Genomic DNA, 19006 nt, shown 5'->3' on the forward strand with positions numbered 1-19006 from the left:
TTGTTAAAAAAGACAATTTTGTTTGACTTAGATGGCACTTTGATAGACTCTACAAGTGCCATTTTAGATGGATTTGATGCTGCTTTTAAAGCTTTTGGCGAGCCTTTAAGAGATCATGAGGCCATTAAAGCTTTAATAGGCTTTCCTTTAGATGTAGCTTTTGAAAAACTTGGAGTGCCAAAAGAAAAAACAAGTGAGTATATTAATGCTTATAGAAGCGTATATCAAAAAATCTATATAGAGCAAACTTCTTTGCTCTCTTTGGCAAAAGAAAGTGTATATGAGGCTAGTTTGTTTGCTGATTTAGCTGTTGTAACGACTAAAAGTTCTAAATTTTCCAAACCTTTGCTAGATCATTTAGGGATAGGAAAATACTTTAAAGTTATTATAGGTAGAGATGATGTAACTCACCCAAAACCAAATGCTGAGCCTATTTTATTAGCTTTAGAAAAATTATCTAAAGGTAAAGAAAATGCATTTATGATTGGAGATACTCATTTAGATATCCAAGCAGCTTGTAATGCTGGCGTTAAACCCATAGCAGTGAGTAGTGGTTATGAAAGCAAGGAAAGTTTAGCTAAATTTAAAATTCCACTTTTTAAAAATACTTATGAGGCAATAGAGTATATAAAAAATATCCGATAATTTCACACTCAAACTCCATACTTATAAATAATAAAAATTTTTTATCATTGTTTAAGACAATTCAAGATAAAGTAGCTATTGATTTTAAGTAATTATTTTAATTATAAGGATAATTAGATGAGTAAAATAATGAAAACAATGGATGGTAATGAAGCAGCAGCTTATGCAGCTTATGCATTTACAGAAGTTGCTGGAATTTATCCTATTACCCCAAGTTCACCAATGGCAGATTATACTGATATATGGGCTTCTCAAGGTAAAAAAAACCTTTTTGGAGTACCGGTTAAAGTTGTAGAGATGCAAAGTGAAGCAGGAGCGGCAGGGACGGTTCATGGTTCTTTGCAAGCTGGCGCTTTAACTACTACTTATACTGCCTCTCAAGGACTTTTGCTAAAAATACCAAATATGTATAAAATCGCAGGTCAGCTTTTACCTGGGGTTATTCATGTGGCAGCTAGAGCTTTGGCTTCTCAAGCACTATCTATCTTTGGCGATCATCAAGATGTTTATGCAGCAAGACAAACAGGTTTTGCTATGCTTTGTTCGCATTCTGTGCAAGAAAGTATGGATTTAGCAGGTGTTGCACACTTAGCAGCTATTAAAGGTAGGGTGCCTTTTATGCATTTTTTTGATGGTTTTAGAACGAGCCATGAAATTCAAAAAATCGAAGTGATGGATTATGCGCATTTTGATCGTTTACTTGACCGTGAGGCTTTGATGGAGTTTAGAAATTCCTGTCTAAATCCAGAAAATCCAAAAACAAGAGGTACAGCTCAAAATGATGATATTTATTTTCAAACAAGAGAGTTGGCAAATAAATATTATGAAGCTATTCCTGATATTGTTAATGAATATATGCAAGAAATTTCAAAAATTACAGGAAGAGAATATAAGCCTTTTGTGTATTATGGGGATAAAAATGCAACACGCATTGTAGTAGCAATGGGTTCAGTGACTGAAGCTTTAAAAGAAGTTGTAGATCATCTAAACAGTAAAGGCGAAAAAGTAGGGGTTTTAAAAGTTCATTTATATAGACCATTTAGTTTAAAATATTTATTTGATGTAATGCCTCAAAGTGTTGAAAAAATTGCTGTATTAGATAGAACTAAAGAGCCAGGTAGTTTAGGTGAGCCACTTTATTTAGATTTGAAAAGCGCATATTATGGAAAAGAAAAAGCACCTTTAATCGTTGGTGGTAGATATGGACTTTCTTCAAAAGATGTTGATCCTGCTCAACTTCTAGCGGTTTTTGAAAACTTAAATCAAGCAAATCCAAAAGATGGTTTTACCATAGGAATTAATGATGATGTGACCTTTACTTCATTGCCTGTGGGAGAAAAAATTTCTTTGGGTGATGAGAGTACTATAGAGTGCCTATTCTATGGACTTGGTGCTGATGGTACTGTAGGGGCGAATAAAAACTCTATTAAAATTATAGGGGATAAAACAGACTTTTATGCACAAGCTTATTTTGCTTATGATTCTAAAAAATCAGGTGGTTATACAAGAAGCCATTTAAGATTTTCTAAAAAACCTATCACTTCAACTTATCTAGTTTCTACACCGCATTTTGTAGCGTGTTCAGTGGCTGCGTATTTAGAAATTTATGATGTTTTAGCAGGCATTAGAAAAGGCGGAACTTTCCTTTTAAATAGTATTTGGAGTGCGCAAGAGACTATTAAGAAGATTCCAAATGCAGTAAAAAGGGTTTTAGCGCAAAAAGAAATTAATTTTTATATTATTAATGCTACAAAACTTGCTAGAGAAATAGGACTAGGTAGTAGAACAAATACAATTATGCAATCAGCGTTTTTCAAGCTTGCTAATATCATTCCTTTTGAAGATGCGCAAAAATATATGAAAGAATTAGCTTATAAATCATATAGCAAAAAAGGTGATGCTATAGTTGAGATGAATTATAAAGCTATTGATGTAGGTGCAGATGGACTTGTAAAAGTTGATATTGATCCTTCTTGGGCAAATTTAGCTGATGAAGCAAAAGAAGAAACTATAGCTTATAAAGGTACTGAGTTTGTTGAAAAAATTGCAAAACCTATGAATGCGGCTAAGGGTGATGATTTACCAGTTTCAGCATTTTTGGGCTATGAAGATGGTAGTTTTGAGCATGGTACTACTGAGTATGAAAAAAGAGGCGTTGGCGTTATGGTGCCAAGATGGATAGAAACTAATTGTATTCAGTGTAATCAATGTGCTTCAGTGTGTCCGCATGCGGTTATTAGACCTTTCTTGATTGATGAAGAAGAATTAAACAATGCTCCAGCAGGTGTAAAAGAACATAGTTTAAATGCAAAAGGCGTAAAAGAGCAAAAATTAAATTTCAAAATTCAAGTTTCACCGCTTGATTGTACAGGTTGTGAGCTTTGTGTGCATGAGTGTCCTACTAAAGAAAAATCTTTAGTAATGGTACCACTAGGTGAAGAGCTTGATCATGGTGAGCAAGAAAATGCAGATTATTTATTCAAAAAAGTAAGCTATAAAGATAATATCTTAAATAGAGAAAATGCAAAAGGTATTCAATTTGCTCAACCTTTATTTGAATTCCATGGAGCATGTCCAGGATGTGGAGAAACTCCTTATATCACTTTAATCACTAGATTGTTTGGTGAAAGAATGATTATTGCTAATGCGACAGGTTGTAGTTCTATTTATGGTGGTTCAGCTCCTTCAACTCCATATAGAAAAAGTAATAAAAATGGTCATGGACCAGCTTGGGGTAATTCTTTATTTGAAGATAATGCTGAATTTGGTCTTGGTATGAAAATAGCAACTGAAACAACAAGACATAAAATTGAGCAAATCATGAATAAAAGTATGCAAGAAGTTCCTAATGCGCTTTCTGCATTATATAAAGAATGGATTGCAAATAAAGAAGATTCTAAAGCTTCTTTAGAGCTAAGAGATAAGTTAGTGCCATTGCTAGAAGAAAATAAACAGATTAAAACTGTAAATGATATTTTAGAACTGAAAAGCTATTTAAGTAAAAAATCACATTGGATTTTTGGTGGTGATGGTTGGGCTTATGATATAGGTTATGGCGGGCTTGATCATGTTTTAGCAAGTGGTGAAAATGTAAATATTTTAGTGCTTGACACTGAAGTGTATTCTAATACTGGAGGTCAAAGCTCAAAATCTTCAAGAACAGGTTCAGTAGCTCAATTTGCTGCAGCAGGTAAGCCAGTACAGAAAAAAGATCTAGGTCAAATTGCTATGACTTATGGTTATATTTTTGTAGCTCAAGTAAATTCTAATGCAAATTATGCGCAATTGTTAAAAGCAATAATAGCAGCAGAAGCTTATGATGGACCTTCTTTGATTATTGCTTATTCTCCTTGTATAGCTCATGGTATTAAAGGTGGGCTTGGAAATTCAGGAAATCAAGCAGAACTTGCCACAAAATGTGGATATTGGCCAACTTATATTTATGATCCACGTTTAGAAGCAGAAGGTAAAAATCCTTTAACAATTTCTTCTAAAGAGCCTGATTGGGATTTATATGAAAGCTTTTTAATGAATGAAGTGCGTTATAATTCTTTGAAAAAATCAAATCCTGAGCAAGCAAAAGAATTATTTGAAAAAAATAAAACAGAAGCACAACGCCGTTATAGACAACTTAAACGTCTAGCAAGTGCTGATTTTAGTAATGAAAATTAAAATTTGCTTCGATTTTTACTTGTGAGTTTATGGGTGCTTAGTGCTTTTGGTGCTAAGTACCCATTTTTGAATCAAGATTGCAGTAATATTGATTTTTCTTTGATTCAAGATCCTTTTTTTCAAAAGACTACAAATATAAAATCTGATTTTTCTTTGCAAGCTATCATTTCTAATAAAGTTAAGATTAATGATAAATGGTATGCTTTAAATGATGATATTGAAGGTTTTAAGATTGTTGAGATTAAAAATTCTCAAGTTGTATTGATAAAGGAAGAAAAAATCATGGTTTTAAAATTGTATGAAAAAAATAATATTTTTATTTATTAGCATCTTAACTTTTACAAATGTTTTTGCTTCACAGTGTCATCAACGCTTTTTTGATATAAGTGTAGAAAATAAAACTTCTTTGATTGAAATTTTAAATGAACTTGGTAGAGAATGTGGTTTTAGCATTATAATAAAAGATTCATTAGCTAGAGAAAAGTTAAATCATACTCAAAACTATCTGCACATAAGAAAAATGTCTTTAAGAGAAATTTTTAAACTTTTATTGATGGAAAATAATCTTGTTTATGAGTATGAAAAAAATATTTTAAAAATTTATGGAAGACAAGTTAAAACTTTTAAAGTGCATTATATAAGCTCTATTAGAGAAGGGCAAAGTATTACCAAAGCTTCAGTGGATTCAAGACCTAAACAGGGTGATTATGATAGTGCTAAAGAAGTAGATAATTTGGTCATTAGCACGGATAAATTTGATTTTTGGGAAAAAATTTCAGAAGAAATACAAGCTTTATTAGATGAAAATACAACTAAACCTATTATTAATACTAATGCAGGGATTATCACTTTAAATGCTACTTTGTATGAGCTTACAAGGGTTGAAAAATATTTAAAAGATTTAAATAAAAGACTTAAAAAACAAGTTTTAATTGATGTAAGTATAGTTGCAGTACATTTAAATAAAAGTCATTCAAGTGGGATTAACTGGCAAGAGCTTGCTTTTAAACTTAATGGAGATGATAATGATTTTATAATCAATAAAGGCGGTGTTAAAAATATTAATCTTAAAGCTAATGTTGAAACTAAGGCTATTTTAAATTTATTACAAGAAAATGGTAAAACTACTGTACTTTCTAATCCAAAACTTATGGCACTTAATAATCAGCAAGCTATTATTTCCATAGGTGATACGATTAATTATCAAGTAAAAGAAAGCTCTAAGGGTACTGAAAATGGTACAACTATTAGTGAAACTTATAATAATTATTCTATTTTTGTAGGAATTTTGCTAAATATTTTGCCAGAAATTTCAGATGATCATAAAATCATGCTTAGGATTAATCCTAGTTTGAGTGATTTTAAATATAGTGTTGATAATCATAGACAAAATAAACCAAGAAATATAGCACCAGATACCATACAAAAAAAGCTTTCTACTGTAGTTGAAGTTGATGATGGACAAACTTTAATTTTGGGTGGATTGATTAGTAAAAATACGATTAGTAACCATAATGAAGTAAGTGCTTTATCTAAAATACCACTTTTTGGTGCTTTATTTCAAGGAAAGCAAAATTTAGAAGATATTAGTGAAATAGTTTTTATCATCAAGCCAAGTTTAATAAGAGCTGATAAAAAAGTATTAAGTTTGAAAGAATTAGGTTTTGAGCATGAAGATGATATGTTTTAATTTTTTAATTTGTTTGTCTTTTTTAAATGCAATGAATATTCAAAATGAAAGTTTTGAGCAAAATGTATTCTATGAAAAATTTATTAATCACCCAAGTTATGAAAATGCTTTAAATTTGGCTAAATATTTTTATCAAATAAAAGATTATCAAAAGGCTGTTTTTTGGGCTATTGAGGCAAATGAATTTGAGTTGTTGGAAAAAGAAGCATGGCTAGTTTTTATCAATGCTAAATTAAAACTTGGAAAGCATGAAGATGCTTTAAGAGCTAAAGAAGAGTATGAAAAACTTTTAGGAAATTATTTTGAATGACGCAAAAACAATAAAAGCTTTAAATGAACTTTCTTTGCAAGAATTGGCTTTAGAGTATAAATTGGAAATTTTAGACTTAAATCAAACTCTTAAAATAGAAAAATATCTCCATGTTCTGCCTTTTTCTTTAATAGAACAATATAATATTTTTTGTTTTTATGAAGATGATGAAAATATTCATATAGCTTCTTTAAAACCTTTAGATGAGAGTATTTTAGAAAAAATACAAAATTTATACCGCTTAAAGGTTATTAAAATTTTTCTTTGTGATTTTACACAATTTAAATTCTTACTAGAAAGGATTAAATTTTTAATTTGCTTTCAAAACTATCTTGATAAATTAGAGCTTAATTTAAAAAGTGATGAAAATAAAGATGAGTTTTTATTAGAGCAGTTTTTGAATTTAATTTTAACTTATGCTTGTTTTTTAAGAGCAAGTGATATTCACTTGGAGCCTTTAGAAAATGAAGTTTTGATAAGATTTAGAATAGATGGAGAATTAAAATATATCCATAGTCTTGATGTGGATTCTTATCAGGCTTTATTAATGCATATAAAAATCATTGCCTTGCTTAATGTAGCCGAACAAAGACAAGCTCAAGATGGGAGTTTTTCTAAGATAATCTTAGAGCAAAAGTATGACTTTAGAATTTCAATTATGCCTTTGTTATTTGGGCAAAGTGTGGTGGTTAGGATTTTAAAACAAGATGAGCATGTTTTAAAACTTGATAGACTTTTTATTAAAGAAGAAAATTTAATCTATTTGAAAAAATACATGAACGCACCTTATGGTTTGATTTTATTTTGCGGGCCAACGGGGAGTGGTAAAAGCACTTTTATGCATGCTATTTTAAACGAGCTTGATCAAAATAAAAAAATCATTACTCTAGAAGATCCTATAGAATATAAACTTAAACATGCTCAGCAAATTTTGTTAAATTCTAAAACTGGTTTTGATTTTCACAAGGCTTTAAGAGCGGTTTTAAGGCAAGATCCTGATGTGATTATGGTGGGTGAAATCAGAGACGAGGAGAGTTTGGATATAGTTTTAAAAGCTTCTTTAAGTGGACATTTAGTTTTAAGCACCTTGCATACTAATGGTGCTATAGAAGCTATTTTTAGAATGAAACATATGGGTGCAAAAGAATATTTAATAGCCTATGCGCTTAATTTGATCATAGCCCAACGTTTGGTAAGAAAATTATGTGAATGTAAAGAACTTAGCGATGAAAAATTTCATTTTCAAAATCAAGTTTTTGAAGGAAAATTTTATAAAGCAAAGGGTTGTGCTAAGTGTATGTATAGTGGATATAAAGGGCGTTTAATGGTGGCTGAGTTTTTATTTTTAGACCATAATTTAAAAAGTATGATAGAAAATAATGCAAATTATGAAAATATTTTAACATATGCTTTAAAAAAAGGCTTTTTAACTTTAGGTATGGATGCTTTGGAAAAAGTTAAGCTTGGTTTAACAAGTGTAGATGAGCTAAGAAAGATTGGTTTTTGAAAAAATTTATTATTTCTTATATCTTAAAACAAGAGCAAAAGCAATGCGTAATTAAAGCTAAAAATCTATATGAAGCCAGAAATCTTGCACAAAAATCATTTGAAAATATTATTAGTGTTGAAGAATACCTTGGAGCAACAAAACATAAAATTAAAGAAGAAGAGCTTATTTTTATCCTTAAAGATTTAAGTATGATTTTAAAAGCAGGATTAAGCTTACAAGAGGCTATTTTAGAATTTGCAAGATCAAATCATGATGCGCATATAGCTACAATATTTAGTATGATTTATAATAAACTCAAAAATGGAAACTCTTATAATGAAGCTTTTAGAGGTGTTTTAAATTCTAGAGAATGTGCTGTCTTAAAAATTTGTGACGGTAAGGAGGATTTATATAAGGCTTTTGAGATTATCATTAATCTAAAAGAGAAAAACCTTCATAGTTTTAAGCAGTTTAAAAAGTCTATAACTTATCCACTTTTTGTTTTTACATGTATTATTTTAGCTTTTTTTGTACTGATGATTTTGGTTTTGCCTGAATTTAAAACTTTATTTTTGCAACTTGAACTAGATTTGCCAAAAATCACTCAAATTCTTTTTGCTTTAGGAGATTTTTTTAAACATTTTTATGTATTTATTTTATTAGGTATGGGAATTTTTATAATGCTTGCTTATTCTTTTAGAAAGTCTTTGTTTTTTCATAAAATTCTTTTTTATTCTCCCATTTTTGGAAAGATAATATTTTATCAAGATAAATTTTGTTTTTTCTTGATTTTTTCTTATTTATTGAAAGCAGGGGTGGATATAAAAAGAGCTTTTGAGCTTGCTTGTGAAGGTATAGAAAATCAATTTTTTAAAAACAAAATGTTTATTATAAAGACCTCATTTGAATCAGGACTTGATTTAGATCAAGCTTTTTTCAAAATAAAGTTTTTTGAATCTTTTGCGATAAGAATGTTAAATTTAGCTTTAAAAAGTTCTAAACTAGATGAGAGTACTTATGAGCTTGCTTTATTTTATGAACATAAAAAAGAAAATTACACTCAAAGACTTTTGAGCGTTTTAGAGCCTTTGATGACAATTTTTATGGCGAGTTTGATTTTAGTTTTAGCCTTGGGTGTATTTTTACCTATGTGGCAAATTAGTCAAGGAATTTAAGCAAGATAATCATAAGCAACCTTAGCTATAGTTAAAGCAACCATAGTTAAAAAGAGTTTTTTGATAAAAGTTCCTTGTGTTTTTAAGACTAGTTTTGAGCCTACAAAGGCACCTAAGACTTGGCCTATACCCATTAAAATACCAACTTTCCAAAGTACTTCATAAGAGTATAAAAACACCCCTAAAGCCACTACATTGCTAGTGAAATTTAAAATTTTAGTATTAATGCTTGCATTTTTCATACTAAAACCAAGAAATATTACACAAGCAAAAATCCAAAAAGACCCAGTTCCAGGCCCTAAAAAGCCATCATAAAAGCCAAGCAATAAACCAAAAGTGACTTGAAAGCTTGTGGCACTCATTTTTGCTTCATTATGAACATTTCCTAAATTAGGCTTAAAAATAGTATAAAGAAAAACTAAAGCTAGGCATATTAGCACAATGATTTTAACAGCGTTTTGATCTATTAGTAAAACTGCATAAGTACCAATAACAGCTCCAATTGCGGTAAATAAAATACCTAAAGCAATTTTTTCTATATTCATATGTTTTCTATAAGATAAAACCGCAGTAAGTGAGCCAAAAGTGCTTTGAAGTTTATTGGTAGCTAGGGCTAAATGAGGAGGGATCCCGCAAGCAAATAAAGCAGGTATAGTAATAAGTCCACCACCACCTACAATCGCATCAACACAGCCTGCAAAAGCAGCAACAAAAAATAAAATCACATAATAAGTTAATTCAAGCTCCATAAGCTTTCCTTGTTTTGTCCGATTCTATATAGAGCAAAATCATATTTTATAGGATCTTGTGGATCAAATTTTTTAAGACTTTGAGTAAGCTCTAAAACACTTTTAAAATCATAAATCTTACGCTTTAAAAGCTTAAGTTTTAATGAAACTTTATGAGTATGGGTATCTAAGGGTATAAGTAAATCTTTTTTATCGATATTTTTAAACAAACCCAAATCAAGCTCATCTTTTCTTACCATCCACCTAAGATACATATTGTATCTTTTTAAAGGACCTTTTGGAGTTTTAAATTCTTTTGAAAAGAAAAACTCATAACCATAGCTTTTATAAGGATTAAGCTTATAAATTGTTTCTATAAAAAATTTTATTGCTTGTGTGATATTTTGTTCTTTTTGATAAGCCTTGGTAAAAATATTTTCTATGCCATCTTCATTTTTTAAGCGTTTAAGTGTGATAAAAATTTGAGCTATGTCTTGAGAGTTTTGAAAGCGGTATTTTAGATCTTTGCATTCTTTTTTAATAATCTCATCATTTCTTTCAAACAAGGAAAAATCAAGTTTTTTTAAAAAATTTACAATATTTTTAGCATTTCCATAAGCAAATAAAGCGCAAAGCAAAGCTATGGTTTCATCTTTATAAACACTTGCAATTTGCAAAGGATCAGGATGAGAGAAAAGCTCTTTTTGAGTATTTTTACTTAAAATAGCCTCATCTAAAAGAGCTTTAATTTGCATTAAGATTTTAAACCAAGTAAGGTTTCAAGCATTTGATCAACAGTAGTTACGATTTTAGCTGCAGCGCCATAACTTGCTTGATATTGTATAAGCGCTGCTAATTCTTCGTTTGTATTTACACCACTTTTCGATTGATATTCTGCATAGGCTGTATTAAATACTGTCATATTAGTTGCATGCGCAAAACCATTGCTTTCAGCATCTGAAGCAATTTGACCTGTAAATTTTCTATAATATCCATCTAAAGACATAGTATCAACTGTACCATCTTTGTTATAAAAATTTACTTTTTGATTTTGAAGTTGCAACATAGCATTAGCTACATCATTGTTTCCATCAACTCCATTTGAGCTTGCTTTTAAGCTATTTGGATCATTTCTAATGCTTGAATTTACATTGATATTGCTTGCATCTTGACCATTAAAAAATGAAGATACATTTAAAGCCCCTGGGAAATTTGTACCATTGTCTTTAAAAGCTATTTTATAACCCTTTTTTAAGCCATTGATTTGGAAATTTCCACTATCACTTTGTCCATCATAATGATAAAAGGCTTGAAAAAAATCATTTAAATCATCACCACCTTGACCATTCTTGTTATCATCAATATCTGCATTGATTTGCTTAACAACATCCTCTATGGTGGTATTAACATCAATTTTTATAGTTCTAGTAGCAACAGGCTCACCTTTTTCGTTGTAAACTGTAATATCAAAGCTTCCTGCTTGGATATTTTTATCATAACTCATTAAAGAAGTATCAGGTTTTAAACCTTTTAAATCATCCGAATTTACTTTATCAGTTGCTGCTTGAGCATAGACATTATTAGTTTGAGTTATAAGTGTTTTTGTAAAGGTATTGAGCATATCTTTATACTCTTGCAATTTTCCATCGCTGTAAGTATCGTGATTGCCATCATAGTTTCTACCTCTAAGGTCAAGCTGAGCTCCAAGTTGTCCACCTGAAATTTTACTAGTTAAATCATAGCGGTTTTCATCATTTACTTCATAATAAATTTGATAAAATCCATTAGGATTATTATCATCTAATTTTAAAGGATGAAAGCTAGAGCCATTGACTATGCTAAAACCTTGAATACTTAAATCATAATATCTTCCAGAATCAGTCATAGTAGATTCTAGGGTACTATCTTGAGAGCTTTTCCCTTTCCAAGCTACTGCATCAACTAATTTTGAAAGTCTAAGTTCAAGTTCATCTCTTCTATCTCTTAATTGATTTGCATTATCAGTAGGTAAAACTTCTTCATTTTCAAGTTGTTTGTTGATATTTGCAATTTCTTGACCAATATTATTGATCTCATCTACAGTTTGTCTGATTTGCTCGTTGACAGTTTGTTGCATTTTGCTAAGATCTTGTAGGGTTTTTTGTATGTTTTGAGTTAATGTATTTGCACTATTAACAAGATCTATTTTACTTGCTCCATCACTTGGATTAGAAGCAAAATTATTCCATGCATCATAATAATTTTTATAATCTTGTAAAATACCAGTTCCTTGCATATCAGGAAATCTTTGGCTTGCTTCTTGTAAAATTTGTCCTAAATAATTTGTATAATTTTGTTGAGTAGTGGCATTTTTTAACTCATAATAAGAGTGCTCATCGTGCAATCGTTTTATGGTATCAATTTGTGTGCCTGTTCCTAAGTGTAAACCACCTCTATCAAGAGACATACCTGAGCTTTGCACAGCTCTTTGTCTTGTGTAAAACACTGCGTCTGCATTGGCAATATTATTACCTGTTGTGTTAATTTGAAGCTCAGCAGCTCTTATGCCACTAACTCCGGTATATAAGCTATCAAAAATTCCCATGACTTAGCCTTTAAACATTAATCTTAAATAATGAATCTGGAATTGTTTTATTGTCTCCATAAGCATTATTTGTTCCATTTTGTTCAAACATTGCATTTAAAAGATTGTCGTAAAAATTTTTAATAATAAGAGCTAGTTTGGCATATTCTTTATTTTTTTGGTGTAAGGTATTTAAATTTTGTTTTAAAAGAGCAAGTTTTTCTTTATCTTCGTCATCCAAAAGCTCATCTAAGCCTTTATTGTTTCCTTGGTTACTAAGTTCTACCAAAGCCTTGTCAAGACTTTTTTTAGCAATTTGGAAGTCATTTACAAGTTTAGTTTTATCTTCAACACTTTTACTTACATGTTTATGATTAGCAGCTTGAATTTGTGCTATATCTTCTAAAGTAAGATTGATGAGTTTTTCTAAAATAGAATTTGTTTCATCTAAATATTGTTTAACCATTTTTTATCCTTTCTTAGGCACCAACCCAAAAAAGGATAAAAATTATAATAAAGAATCTGCTATTGCTTTAGAAGTGGCTTGTAGATTGATTTTATACTCGCCATTTTTAATTTGAGAAGCAATTAAAGATGCTTTACTTTCTTCTGCCTTTTGAGTTTCTTTTGCCTTGTTGTTTTCTTTGTTTTCTGTTTTATTTATATCATTAGTAGCAACCTGAGCTACATAACTTTGATGTATAGGGTTTATCATTTTAAGCCTCCAGTTCTATTGAAAAACTCTAAGAACTATATCGACACTTAAAAAAATAACTTAACCCCTTTCTTTTAAATAATCAAATAATAATTTTGAAAAACCTAACCCCCCGCTTAATGCTTTACTCATAGTATCATTATACATAGATGAATAAATTTCATCACTTGCATCTTTTCCAAATAAAGAATTTTCTTGTTTTAAAGAAATATCTAAAACACTTTTGATTAAAAAAGCTTCAAAAGCATCAGTTTGTTCTTTTAAAGCTTTATCTTCATCATTTAATGCTTGTATATGAGTTAAATCATTTTTAAAAGCACTATCAGCATAGTTTTTAGCAGCCTTGTAGCTATTGTTGTGTTTAGTAATACTTTCATAAAGTTCGCTACTATAGTTTTTGCTCGCTAAATAATTATCAGCTCTCATCATATCACCTCTAATTCAGCACTAATTGCACCAGCTCTTTTTAAATTTTGCATAATAGCTATGATATCATTTGGCGCTGCTCCAAGTTTATTTAGCATTCTAGCTATGTTTGCTACTGTTGTTTTATTGTTTGTGATTTTTAAAGTATTAGATACTGGATCTAAAATACCACCATCTTTCATATCGATTTCATTTTGTCCTAAAGCTACGGTATTGTTTGGATCGATTTTTATAGTGATATCTTTATGGGTAATTAATATAGGCTCAACTTCTATATTTACTCCCGCTACTATAGTTCCTGTTCTTTCATCGATGATCACTTTACTTTCTGGAGTGTAAGCTATATCTTGTTCTAATACTCTTGCCATAAATTCAACATGAGAAAATTCTTCAGGTTTTGTTAATTTTATAGTTCTAGAATCTAAAGCTTTTGCTATGTCTGTATCAAAAATAGTATTTAAAACTCTTTCTATATTGTTAGCCGTTTTAAAATCTGCTTCTTTTAAACTTAAAATCAAATCTTCACTTTGGCTAAAGTTTTGTGGAATTTCTCTTTCTACGACTGCACCATTAATAACATTTGCTGAGGTTGAGTGTGTTCCTGCTGCACCTGGTCTTGGGCTAAGTCCACCTATAGCTAAAGAGCCTTGAGCTACTGCATAAATTTCTCCATCAACCCCTTTTAGAGCTGTCATAAGCAAGGTTCCACCTTGTAAAGATTTAGCATCACCTAAAGAAGCCACACTTACATCAAGCTTATCCCCACTTCTTGCAAAAGCAGGAAGTTTTGCTGTAACCATTACTGCTGCTGTATTTTTTGATTTAATATCGCCTGGGCTAACTTTTACATTCATACCCTGAAGCATATTTGAAATAGATTGTAGAGTAAATTCGCTACTTGTACCATCTCCACTTCCATTTAAACCAACAACCAAACCATATCCTATAAGTTGATTATCTCTAACACCTACTACATTGGTAAGTTCTTTAATAGTAGCTGCAAAAACGCTTAGACTTAGTACTAAGCTCAAAAATAATATTCTCATCGATTCTTCCTTTAATCTATGCTATTTTCATAAATTAAAGCAAAAAAGGTTCCAAATTTATATAAAGGAGTAAAAACTTAGAGTGGTTGAACCGAATTTTTTTTCTTTTGTTTTTTCGTAATTTTGTATTTTGGCTGGAGTTTTAAAAGTACTGTGATGTTCTATGATGATGATTTTAACATTTGAATTTTTTATATTTTCTATCAACTTTAAAGTTTTTTCGTAAATATCAAAAAAACCTTCTCTAATATCAAAGGGTGGATCAAGATATAAAATAATATCTTCTTTGGAATTTTGAATAATTTGAGGGGTTTTTTTAAAAGTATCATCATTGAAGCAAATGGTATTTTGATCAATATTGGAAGCATTTTTTAAAGCGATTTCATAAGCTTTTTTATCTTTTTCTATAGCATAACTTTTTAAGCAGTCATTACTTCTTGCCTCTAATGCCATTAAAGCACTTCCTCCAAAGGCCTCTATGAAAACCTTATCTTGTAAAGAAAAACGCAAAACATTAAAAACACAAGATTTTACTATGCTTTTGGTGCTTCTTGTGGTGTCTAGACTAGGAAGTAAAATTTTTTTACCTTTATAGATTCCACTTTCTATGGTGGTGTAAATTTTTTGAGTTTGTTTTTTTGAGTTTGTTTTTTTATCTTCTTTGTAATTTTTTAAAAAATCTTTTACGCTTTGATATTCTTGTATTTTATGCATTATTATTTTCTTCTTTGATAAGATTTTTTAACTCTGTTTTGTAAAGATCAAATATTGCATCGATTTTTTCATGACTTTCTTGACGTAATTGCTCTAAAATGGCTTCACATTTTTGATTCATAAGTTTTTTTTCACGCATGGCTATTTTATAAGCAATACTTTGCAAACTTGCATTGAAATCATTTAAAGCATTAAGTAATTCCTCTATATTAAAAGGATGAGATAAAAAATTTGATTTTTTATTGATGATAAATTGTGGTTTTTGCGTGTTAACTTTTTCATCACAGACTAAAAAATCACAATCTTTTTTTAAAACTAAAAAATCCCTCAAAGCGATTTCTAAAGTTTTTTCTAAAATTAAATCCTTGCATTCAAGAGCGATTTTCATTGATTAAACTCACTTTTAATTTGTGTTTTTTTAAAGTGTATGGTACTATACCTAGAGCTAAATTTGCAAGCTCTGCAAAAGTTAAAATATAAAAATCTTCAAAATTTCTATTTGAAATAGCTTGTAATTCTTTATAACATTTATCAAACATATAAAAAGAATAAAAATTTTCAACTACTAAAAAATCACAACCATTATCATAAGCATCTAATACAACAGAAGCTGCACATTTGTATGCTAATTGGGTGTTTAAATTTAAAAAACTATAGCCACAACTTTTGTATTTTCTTTCAAAATCTATTACATTTGCTTTAAGTACTTTGGCAAGCTCTAAAGAGCAACTTGCGTCTGAAAATCCTTGATATACACCTATATTAAATTGTTCAAAAAAATGCTTAATGTGTTCTTGTTTAAGATGATCTAAAAAAATCTTTGGAGCATATTGGATTTTTTCAATTTTACTCATAATTTCATAAGAGCTACATTCACAAGCTAAAATATTATCCTCATCCATCATTCTAGAATATTCATCTAAGATATCTTTTGGATCATAATCAATAATAAAATAATTTTTGCCCAAAGGCTTTTCGCATAATGTGCTTTGAACTCCAACTTTATCTAAAGCATCTTTGATAATATCAAAATAACAAAATAAATCATTATTGCTATTGGTGTAGATTTTATACATTACTCATTCCTTAAAAAATACTTCTTGCAAGGCCTGATTTTACAAGCATAACTTTTAATTCTTTAATATAAGATTCATAATCAAGCTCATTTGAAGAAATAAAATTTTTAAATTTTGTGTGATAATAAATTCCTTTTTCTTCATCTGCGACTAATTTTAAAAATTGGGGTGCTTTTTCTGGGTATTTAAGTAGCATTTTATAAGCAAATACAAAAAAGCTATCGCCAAGATATTCAGGTAAAAATTCCCTAACTTCACTTGTATAATATAAAAAATCATATTGTTTATAAAGTTCTATATCGTGTATATCAATAAGTCCTTTAAAAAGTTCGAGCTTTTCTAAAAAATCACTTTTATCCATGATTAAATCTTTGGTTGCTCTTTTGGTATCAAGTGGTTCTATGGTAAGTTCTTTGCCAAATCTTTCTATGATATTATTCAAATCTCTTCTTTGTCTGATTGTAACTTGATTGACTTTAATGCAACTTTCTGGATTTTCTTCAAAATCAAAATATATGTCATCTTTTTTAATTTGACTTAAAACATCATAAACACTTTTAAAATTTTTACTATCATAAACATAAGGTTTATAATAAGCTAAATAATCACTATCTTTATCAAAACGAAAAATTCTTAAAGTTATTTGCATATTTTATCCTTGGTATTATTTTTCATTATATACATTTTAAACTTATAAAAATTTGATTATTATATAAAATTAAAAGCTTTTTGTATAAAATATTCACATGGATAAAGAAAAATTTATTATCAACGCCTTTGCTAATTCTATCAATGGAGACGATGGGGCAATAATCGATGGATATTGTTATTCTAAAGATTTATTTTGTGAAGACGTGCATTTTAAGCGCTCTTGGATGAGTTTAGAACAAATTGGAGCAAAGGCTATGCTTGTTAATATTTCTGATGCAATTGCTATGAATGCTACACCAAAATACGCTCTTTTAGGACTTTCTTTGCCAAAATGTTTAGATATGAAACAAGTTAAAGCTTTGCAAAAAGGCTTGCTAGATAGTGCAAAAGAATTTGGAGTGCAAATTATAGGCGGAGATACCATAGCGGATAATAAAATCAATATTAGTATAACTATTATTTCTAAGGTAAATAAAAGGGCTATTTTTAGAAAAGGTTTGAAAAAAGGAGATTTACTTGCTTTTAGTGGGAAATTAGGTGAGAGTTTAAAAGGTTTAAATATATTATTTCGCGGTGGAAAATTGCATTCTAAACATCGTTTTATAAAACCTAGTTTGAGACAAAAATTTTTTTATGATATAGCAAAAAAAGTTAGAGTGAGTATGGATATTTCAGATGGTTTGAATAAAGACTTATCAAGAATATTGCTTCAAAATCAACTTAATGCAAAATTTTTTAAAAAATTAGATAAATTTAGCTTAAATAGTGCAGAAGAATATGAAATTTTATTTGCTTTTGATAAAAAACATAAAGCATTTATACAAAATATGGCAAAAAAGCATAGAATTAAACTAAATATTTTTGCAAAAACAACAACAGGAAGGTATAAATTTTATGGAAGAGAACATCATTTTTAAGCCCTTATATACTTTAAAACACAGCCCGATAAATGTGTATTTTTCAAAAAATAGTAATGATTTTGTAGTAAGAGAAAAGCCTTTGTATGAATTTAGTGGTAAAGGTGAACATTTAATTTTACATATACAAAAAAAAGATCTAAGCACTAGCGAGGCTTTGAGAATTTTAAGTGTGCAAAGCGGTGTTAAAATGAGAGATTTTGGTTATAGTGGTTTAAAAGATAAACAAGGCTTAACTTTTCAATATATTTCTATGCCTAAAAAATTTGAAGAGAGTCTAAAAAATTTTAAACATGATAAGATGAAAATTTTAGAAAGTTTTTATCATGATAATAAACTTAGAATAGGGCATTTAAAAGGAAATTCATTTTTTATAAGATTAAAAAAAGTATCAAAGGCAGATGCTTTAAAAATAGAACAAGCTTTTAAAAATATCCAAGAACAAGGTTTTGCCAATTATTTTGGATATCAGCGTTTTGGCAAATTTCAAGATAATTTTTCACAAGGACTAGAAATTTTAAAAGGCAAAAAAATCAAAAATAAAAAAATGCAAGAATTTTTAATTTCTGCTTTTCAAAGCGAGCTTTTTAATAGATATTTGAGCAAAAGGGTGGAATTGTCACATTTTATTAATGACTTTAGTGAAAAAGAAATAAAACAAATATATGATTTAGATAAAGAAGAAATCAAAAGTTTAAAAAATCAAAAGCAGTTTTTTAAACTTTTAAAGGGTGAAGTTTTAGGACATTATCCTTTTGGTAAATGTTTTATATGTGAAGATTTATCAAGTGAAGTAGAAAGATTTAATCAAAAAGATATTAGCGCGATGGGTCTTTTAATAGGCTCTAAAGCTTATGAAGCAAACGAAGGTTTAGCTAAAAAATTAGAAGATGAGATTTTTTCTTTTGCATATGAGTTTAAAAATAAAATGCAAGGTTCAAGGCGCTTTATGTGGTCTTATTTGCAAGATTGCAAAAGTTATTATGATGAAGAAAAAGCTCATTTTACTTTGGAGTTTTTCTTGCAAAAAGGCTCGTATGCCACAGTGATTTTAGAAGAAATTTTACACACAGATATCTTTGAACAAACTCATAATATATAATTTAAAAAATTGATATTGAGTATCAGTAAAAATTTATCTTTTATAAATTATAATAACAATTATCATTTTTATAAAAAGGAAAACTCA

Annotated in this window: 20 protein-coding genes; 9 read left to right on the forward strand and 11 right to left on the reverse strand. The window is 29.2% G+C overall.

What is annotated here, in order from left to right; all coding sequences use genetic code 11:
• The 7 genes from L8X30_RS01100 to L8X30_RS01130 all read left to right on the forward strand — a co-directional run bounded on the left by L8X30_RS01100 (position 1) and on the right by L8X30_RS01130 (position 8981).
• Positions 1-645: an HAD family hydrolase gene (locus tag L8X30_RS01100; RefSeq protein WP_263663817.1), complete on the forward strand. Its 645-nt coding sequence runs from the start codon at positions 1-3 to the stop codon at positions 643-645.
• Positions 646-762: 117 nt separating this feature from the next.
• The gene (gene nifJ / locus L8X30_RS01105) at positions 763-4317 is read left to right on the forward strand and encodes a pyruvate:ferredoxin (flavodoxin) oxidoreductase (RefSeq protein WP_263678563.1); all 3555 of its coding nucleotides are present in this window, start codon (positions 763-765) and stop codon (positions 4315-4317) included.
• Between the two features lie 3 nt (positions 4318-4320).
• Complete coding sequence (locus L8X30_RS01110) at positions 4321-4644, forward strand: hypothetical protein (protein WP_263678564.1); 324 nt, start codon at positions 4321-4323, stop codon at positions 4642-4644.
• The gene (gene mshL, locus L8X30_RS01115; protein ID WP_263678565.1) at positions 4616-6007 is read left to right on the forward strand and encodes a pilus (MSHA type) biogenesis protein MshL; all 1392 of its coding nucleotides are present in this window, start codon (positions 4616-4618) and stop codon (positions 6005-6007) included. Before L8X30_RS01110 ends, mshL begins: the two co-directional genes overlap by 29 nt.
• Positions 5988-6317, forward strand: coding sequence for a hypothetical protein (locus L8X30_RS01120; RefSeq protein ID WP_263678566.1), 330 nt, complete (start codon positions 5988-5990; stop codon positions 6315-6317). Before mshL ends, L8X30_RS01120 begins: the two co-directional genes overlap by 20 nt.
• Positions 6310-7824 (forward strand): GspE/PulE family protein, encoded by a 1515-nt coding sequence (locus L8X30_RS01125; protein ID WP_263678567.1) that lies wholly within the window; start codon positions 6310-6312, stop codon positions 7822-7824. The genes L8X30_RS01120 and L8X30_RS01125 overlap by 8 nt, the downstream gene beginning before the upstream one ends.
• Positions 7821-8981: a type II secretion system F family protein gene (locus L8X30_RS01130; RefSeq protein ID WP_263678568.1), complete on the forward strand. Its 1161-nt coding sequence runs from the start codon at positions 7821-7823 to the stop codon at positions 8979-8981. The genes L8X30_RS01125 and L8X30_RS01130 overlap by 4 nt, the downstream gene beginning before the upstream one ends.
• On the opposite strand, the gene L8X30_RS01135 is transcribed toward L8X30_RS01130, so the two are convergent.
• From L8X30_RS01135 to L8X30_RS01185, 11 genes are read right to left on the reverse strand one after another with little or no spacing between them, the layout of a single operon-like run.
• Positions 8978-9730: a TSUP family transporter gene (locus L8X30_RS01135; protein WP_263678569.1), complete on the reverse strand. Its 753-nt coding sequence runs from the start codon at positions 9728-9730 to the stop codon at positions 8978-8980. The genes L8X30_RS01130 and L8X30_RS01135 overlap by 4 nt on opposite strands.
• Positions 9715-10464, reverse strand: coding sequence for a TIGR02757 family protein (locus tag L8X30_RS01140; RefSeq protein ID WP_263678570.1), 750 nt, complete (start codon positions 10462-10464; stop codon positions 9715-9717). The genes L8X30_RS01135 and L8X30_RS01140 overlap by 16 nt, the downstream gene beginning before the upstream one ends.
• A complete protein-coding gene (flgK, locus tag L8X30_RS01145; protein WP_263678571.1) occupies positions 10464-12293 on the reverse strand; it encodes a flagellar hook-associated protein FlgK in 1830 nt (609 codons plus the stop codon). Before flgK ends, L8X30_RS01140 begins: the two co-directional genes overlap by 1 nt.
• A 10-nt stretch (positions 12294-12303) precedes the next feature.
• Complete coding sequence (locus L8X30_RS01150; RefSeq protein WP_263678572.1) at positions 12304-12738, reverse strand: flagellar protein FlgN; 435 nt, start codon at positions 12736-12738, stop codon at positions 12304-12306.
• Between the two features lie 42 nt (positions 12739-12780).
• The gene (locus L8X30_RS01155; protein ID WP_012661139.1) at positions 12781-12987 is read right to left on the reverse strand and encodes a hypothetical protein; all 207 of its coding nucleotides are present in this window, start codon (positions 12985-12987) and stop codon (positions 12781-12783) included.
• Between the two features lie 60 nt (positions 12988-13047).
• A complete protein-coding gene (locus tag L8X30_RS01160) occupies positions 13048-13413 on the reverse strand; it encodes a rod-binding protein (RefSeq protein WP_263678573.1) in 366 nt (121 codons plus the stop codon).
• On the reverse strand, positions 13413-14459 hold the full coding sequence (locus L8X30_RS01165) for a flagellar basal body P-ring protein FlgI (RefSeq protein WP_039617681.1): 1047 nt from the start codon (positions 14457-14459) through the stop codon (positions 13413-13415). The genes L8X30_RS01160 and L8X30_RS01165 overlap by 1 nt, the downstream gene beginning before the upstream one ends.
• 57 nt (positions 14460-14516) lie before the next feature.
• Complete coding sequence (locus L8X30_RS01170) at positions 14517-15173, reverse strand: RsmD family RNA methyltransferase (RefSeq protein ID WP_263678574.1); 657 nt, start codon at positions 15171-15173, stop codon at positions 14517-14519.
• Complete coding sequence (locus tag L8X30_RS01175; RefSeq protein WP_263663828.1) at positions 15166-15561, reverse strand: hypothetical protein; 396 nt, start codon at positions 15559-15561, stop codon at positions 15166-15168. The genes L8X30_RS01170 and L8X30_RS01175 overlap by 8 nt, the downstream gene beginning before the upstream one ends.
• Entirely contained in the window at positions 15545-16249 is a 705-nt protein-coding gene (locus L8X30_RS01180) for a hypothetical protein (RefSeq protein WP_263678575.1), read from the reverse strand. Before L8X30_RS01180 ends, L8X30_RS01175 begins: the two co-directional genes overlap by 17 nt.
• A gap of 10 nt (positions 16250-16259) precedes the next feature.
• On the reverse strand, positions 16260-16898 hold the full coding sequence (locus L8X30_RS01185) for a DUF5644 domain-containing protein (RefSeq protein ID WP_257396275.1): 639 nt from the start codon (positions 16896-16898) through the stop codon (positions 16260-16262).
• 97 nt (positions 16899-16995) lie between these two features.
• Here L8X30_RS01185 and L8X30_RS01190 point away from each other — a divergent pair, with 97 nt between their 5' ends.
• A complete protein-coding gene (locus L8X30_RS01190; RefSeq protein ID WP_263678576.1) occupies positions 16996-17817 on the forward strand; it encodes a thiamine-phosphate kinase in 822 nt (273 codons plus the stop codon).
• Positions 17786-18919: a tRNA pseudouridine(13) synthase TruD gene (truD, locus tag L8X30_RS01195; protein ID WP_263678600.1), complete on the forward strand. Its 1134-nt coding sequence runs from the start codon at positions 17786-17788 to the stop codon at positions 18917-18919. Before L8X30_RS01190 ends, truD begins: the two co-directional genes overlap by 32 nt.
• Positions 18920-19006: the final 87 nt, after the last annotated feature.

Source organism: Campylobacter sp. CNRCH_2015_0338h (assembly GCF_025772785.1).
GTDB lineage: Bacteria > Campylobacterota > Campylobacteria > Campylobacterales > Campylobacteraceae > Campylobacter_D.

Bases quoted from the DNA above. Each gene is read 5' to 3' on its own strand.
- L8X30_RS01175 (WP_263663828.1), bottom strand. From the start codon at position 15,561: ATGAAAATCGCTCTTGAATGCAAGGATTTAATTTTAGAAAAAACTTTA.
- L8X30_RS01150 (WP_263678572.1), bottom strand. From the start codon at position 12,738: ATGGTTAAACAATATTTAGATGAAACAAATTCTATTTTAGAAAAACTC.
- L8X30_RS01185 (WP_257396275.1), bottom strand. From the start codon at position 16,898: ATGCAAATAACTTTAAGAATTTTTCGTTTTGATAAAGATAGTGATTAT.
- L8X30_RS01180 (WP_263678575.1), bottom strand. From the start codon at position 16,249: ATGTATAAAATCTACACCAATAGCAATAATGATTTATTTTGTTATTTT.
- L8X30_RS01140 (WP_263678570.1), bottom strand. From the start codon at position 10,464: ATGCAAATTAAAGCTCTTTTAGATGAGGCTATTTTAAGTAAAAATACT.
- mshL (WP_263678565.1), top strand. From the start codon at position 4,616: ATGAAAAAAATAATATTTTTATTTATTAGCATCTTAACTTTTACAAAT.
- L8X30_RS01170 (WP_263678574.1), bottom strand. From the start codon at position 15,173: ATGCATAAAATACAAGAATATCAAAGCGTAAAAGATTTTTTAAAAAAT.
- L8X30_RS01190 (WP_263678576.1), top strand. From the start codon at position 16,996: ATGGATAAAGAAAAATTTATTATCAACGCCTTTGCTAATTCTATCAAT.
- L8X30_RS01120 (WP_263678566.1), top strand. From the start codon at position 5,988: ATGAAGATGATATGTTTTAATTTTTTAATTTGTTTGTCTTTTTTAAAT.
- L8X30_RS01165 (WP_039617681.1), bottom strand. From the start codon at position 14,459: ATGAGAATATTATTTTTGAGCTTAGTACTAAGTCTAAGCGTTTTTGCA.
- nifJ (WP_263678563.1), top strand. From the start codon at position 763: ATGAGTAAAATAATGAAAACAATGGATGGTAATGAAGCAGCAGCTTAT.
- L8X30_RS01160 (WP_263678573.1), bottom strand. From the start codon at position 13,413: ATGAGAGCTGATAATTATTTAGCGAGCAAAAACTATAGTAGCGAACTT.
- flgK (WP_263678571.1), bottom strand. From the start codon at position 12,293: ATGGGAATTTTTGATAGCTTATATACCGGAGTTAGTGGCATAAGAGCT.
- L8X30_RS01155 (WP_012661139.1), bottom strand. From the start codon at position 12,987: ATGATAAACCCTATACATCAAAGTTATGTAGCTCAGGTTGCTACTAAT.
- L8X30_RS01135 (WP_263678569.1), bottom strand. From the start codon at position 9,730: ATGGAGCTTGAATTAACTTATTATGTGATTTTATTTTTTGTTGCTGCT.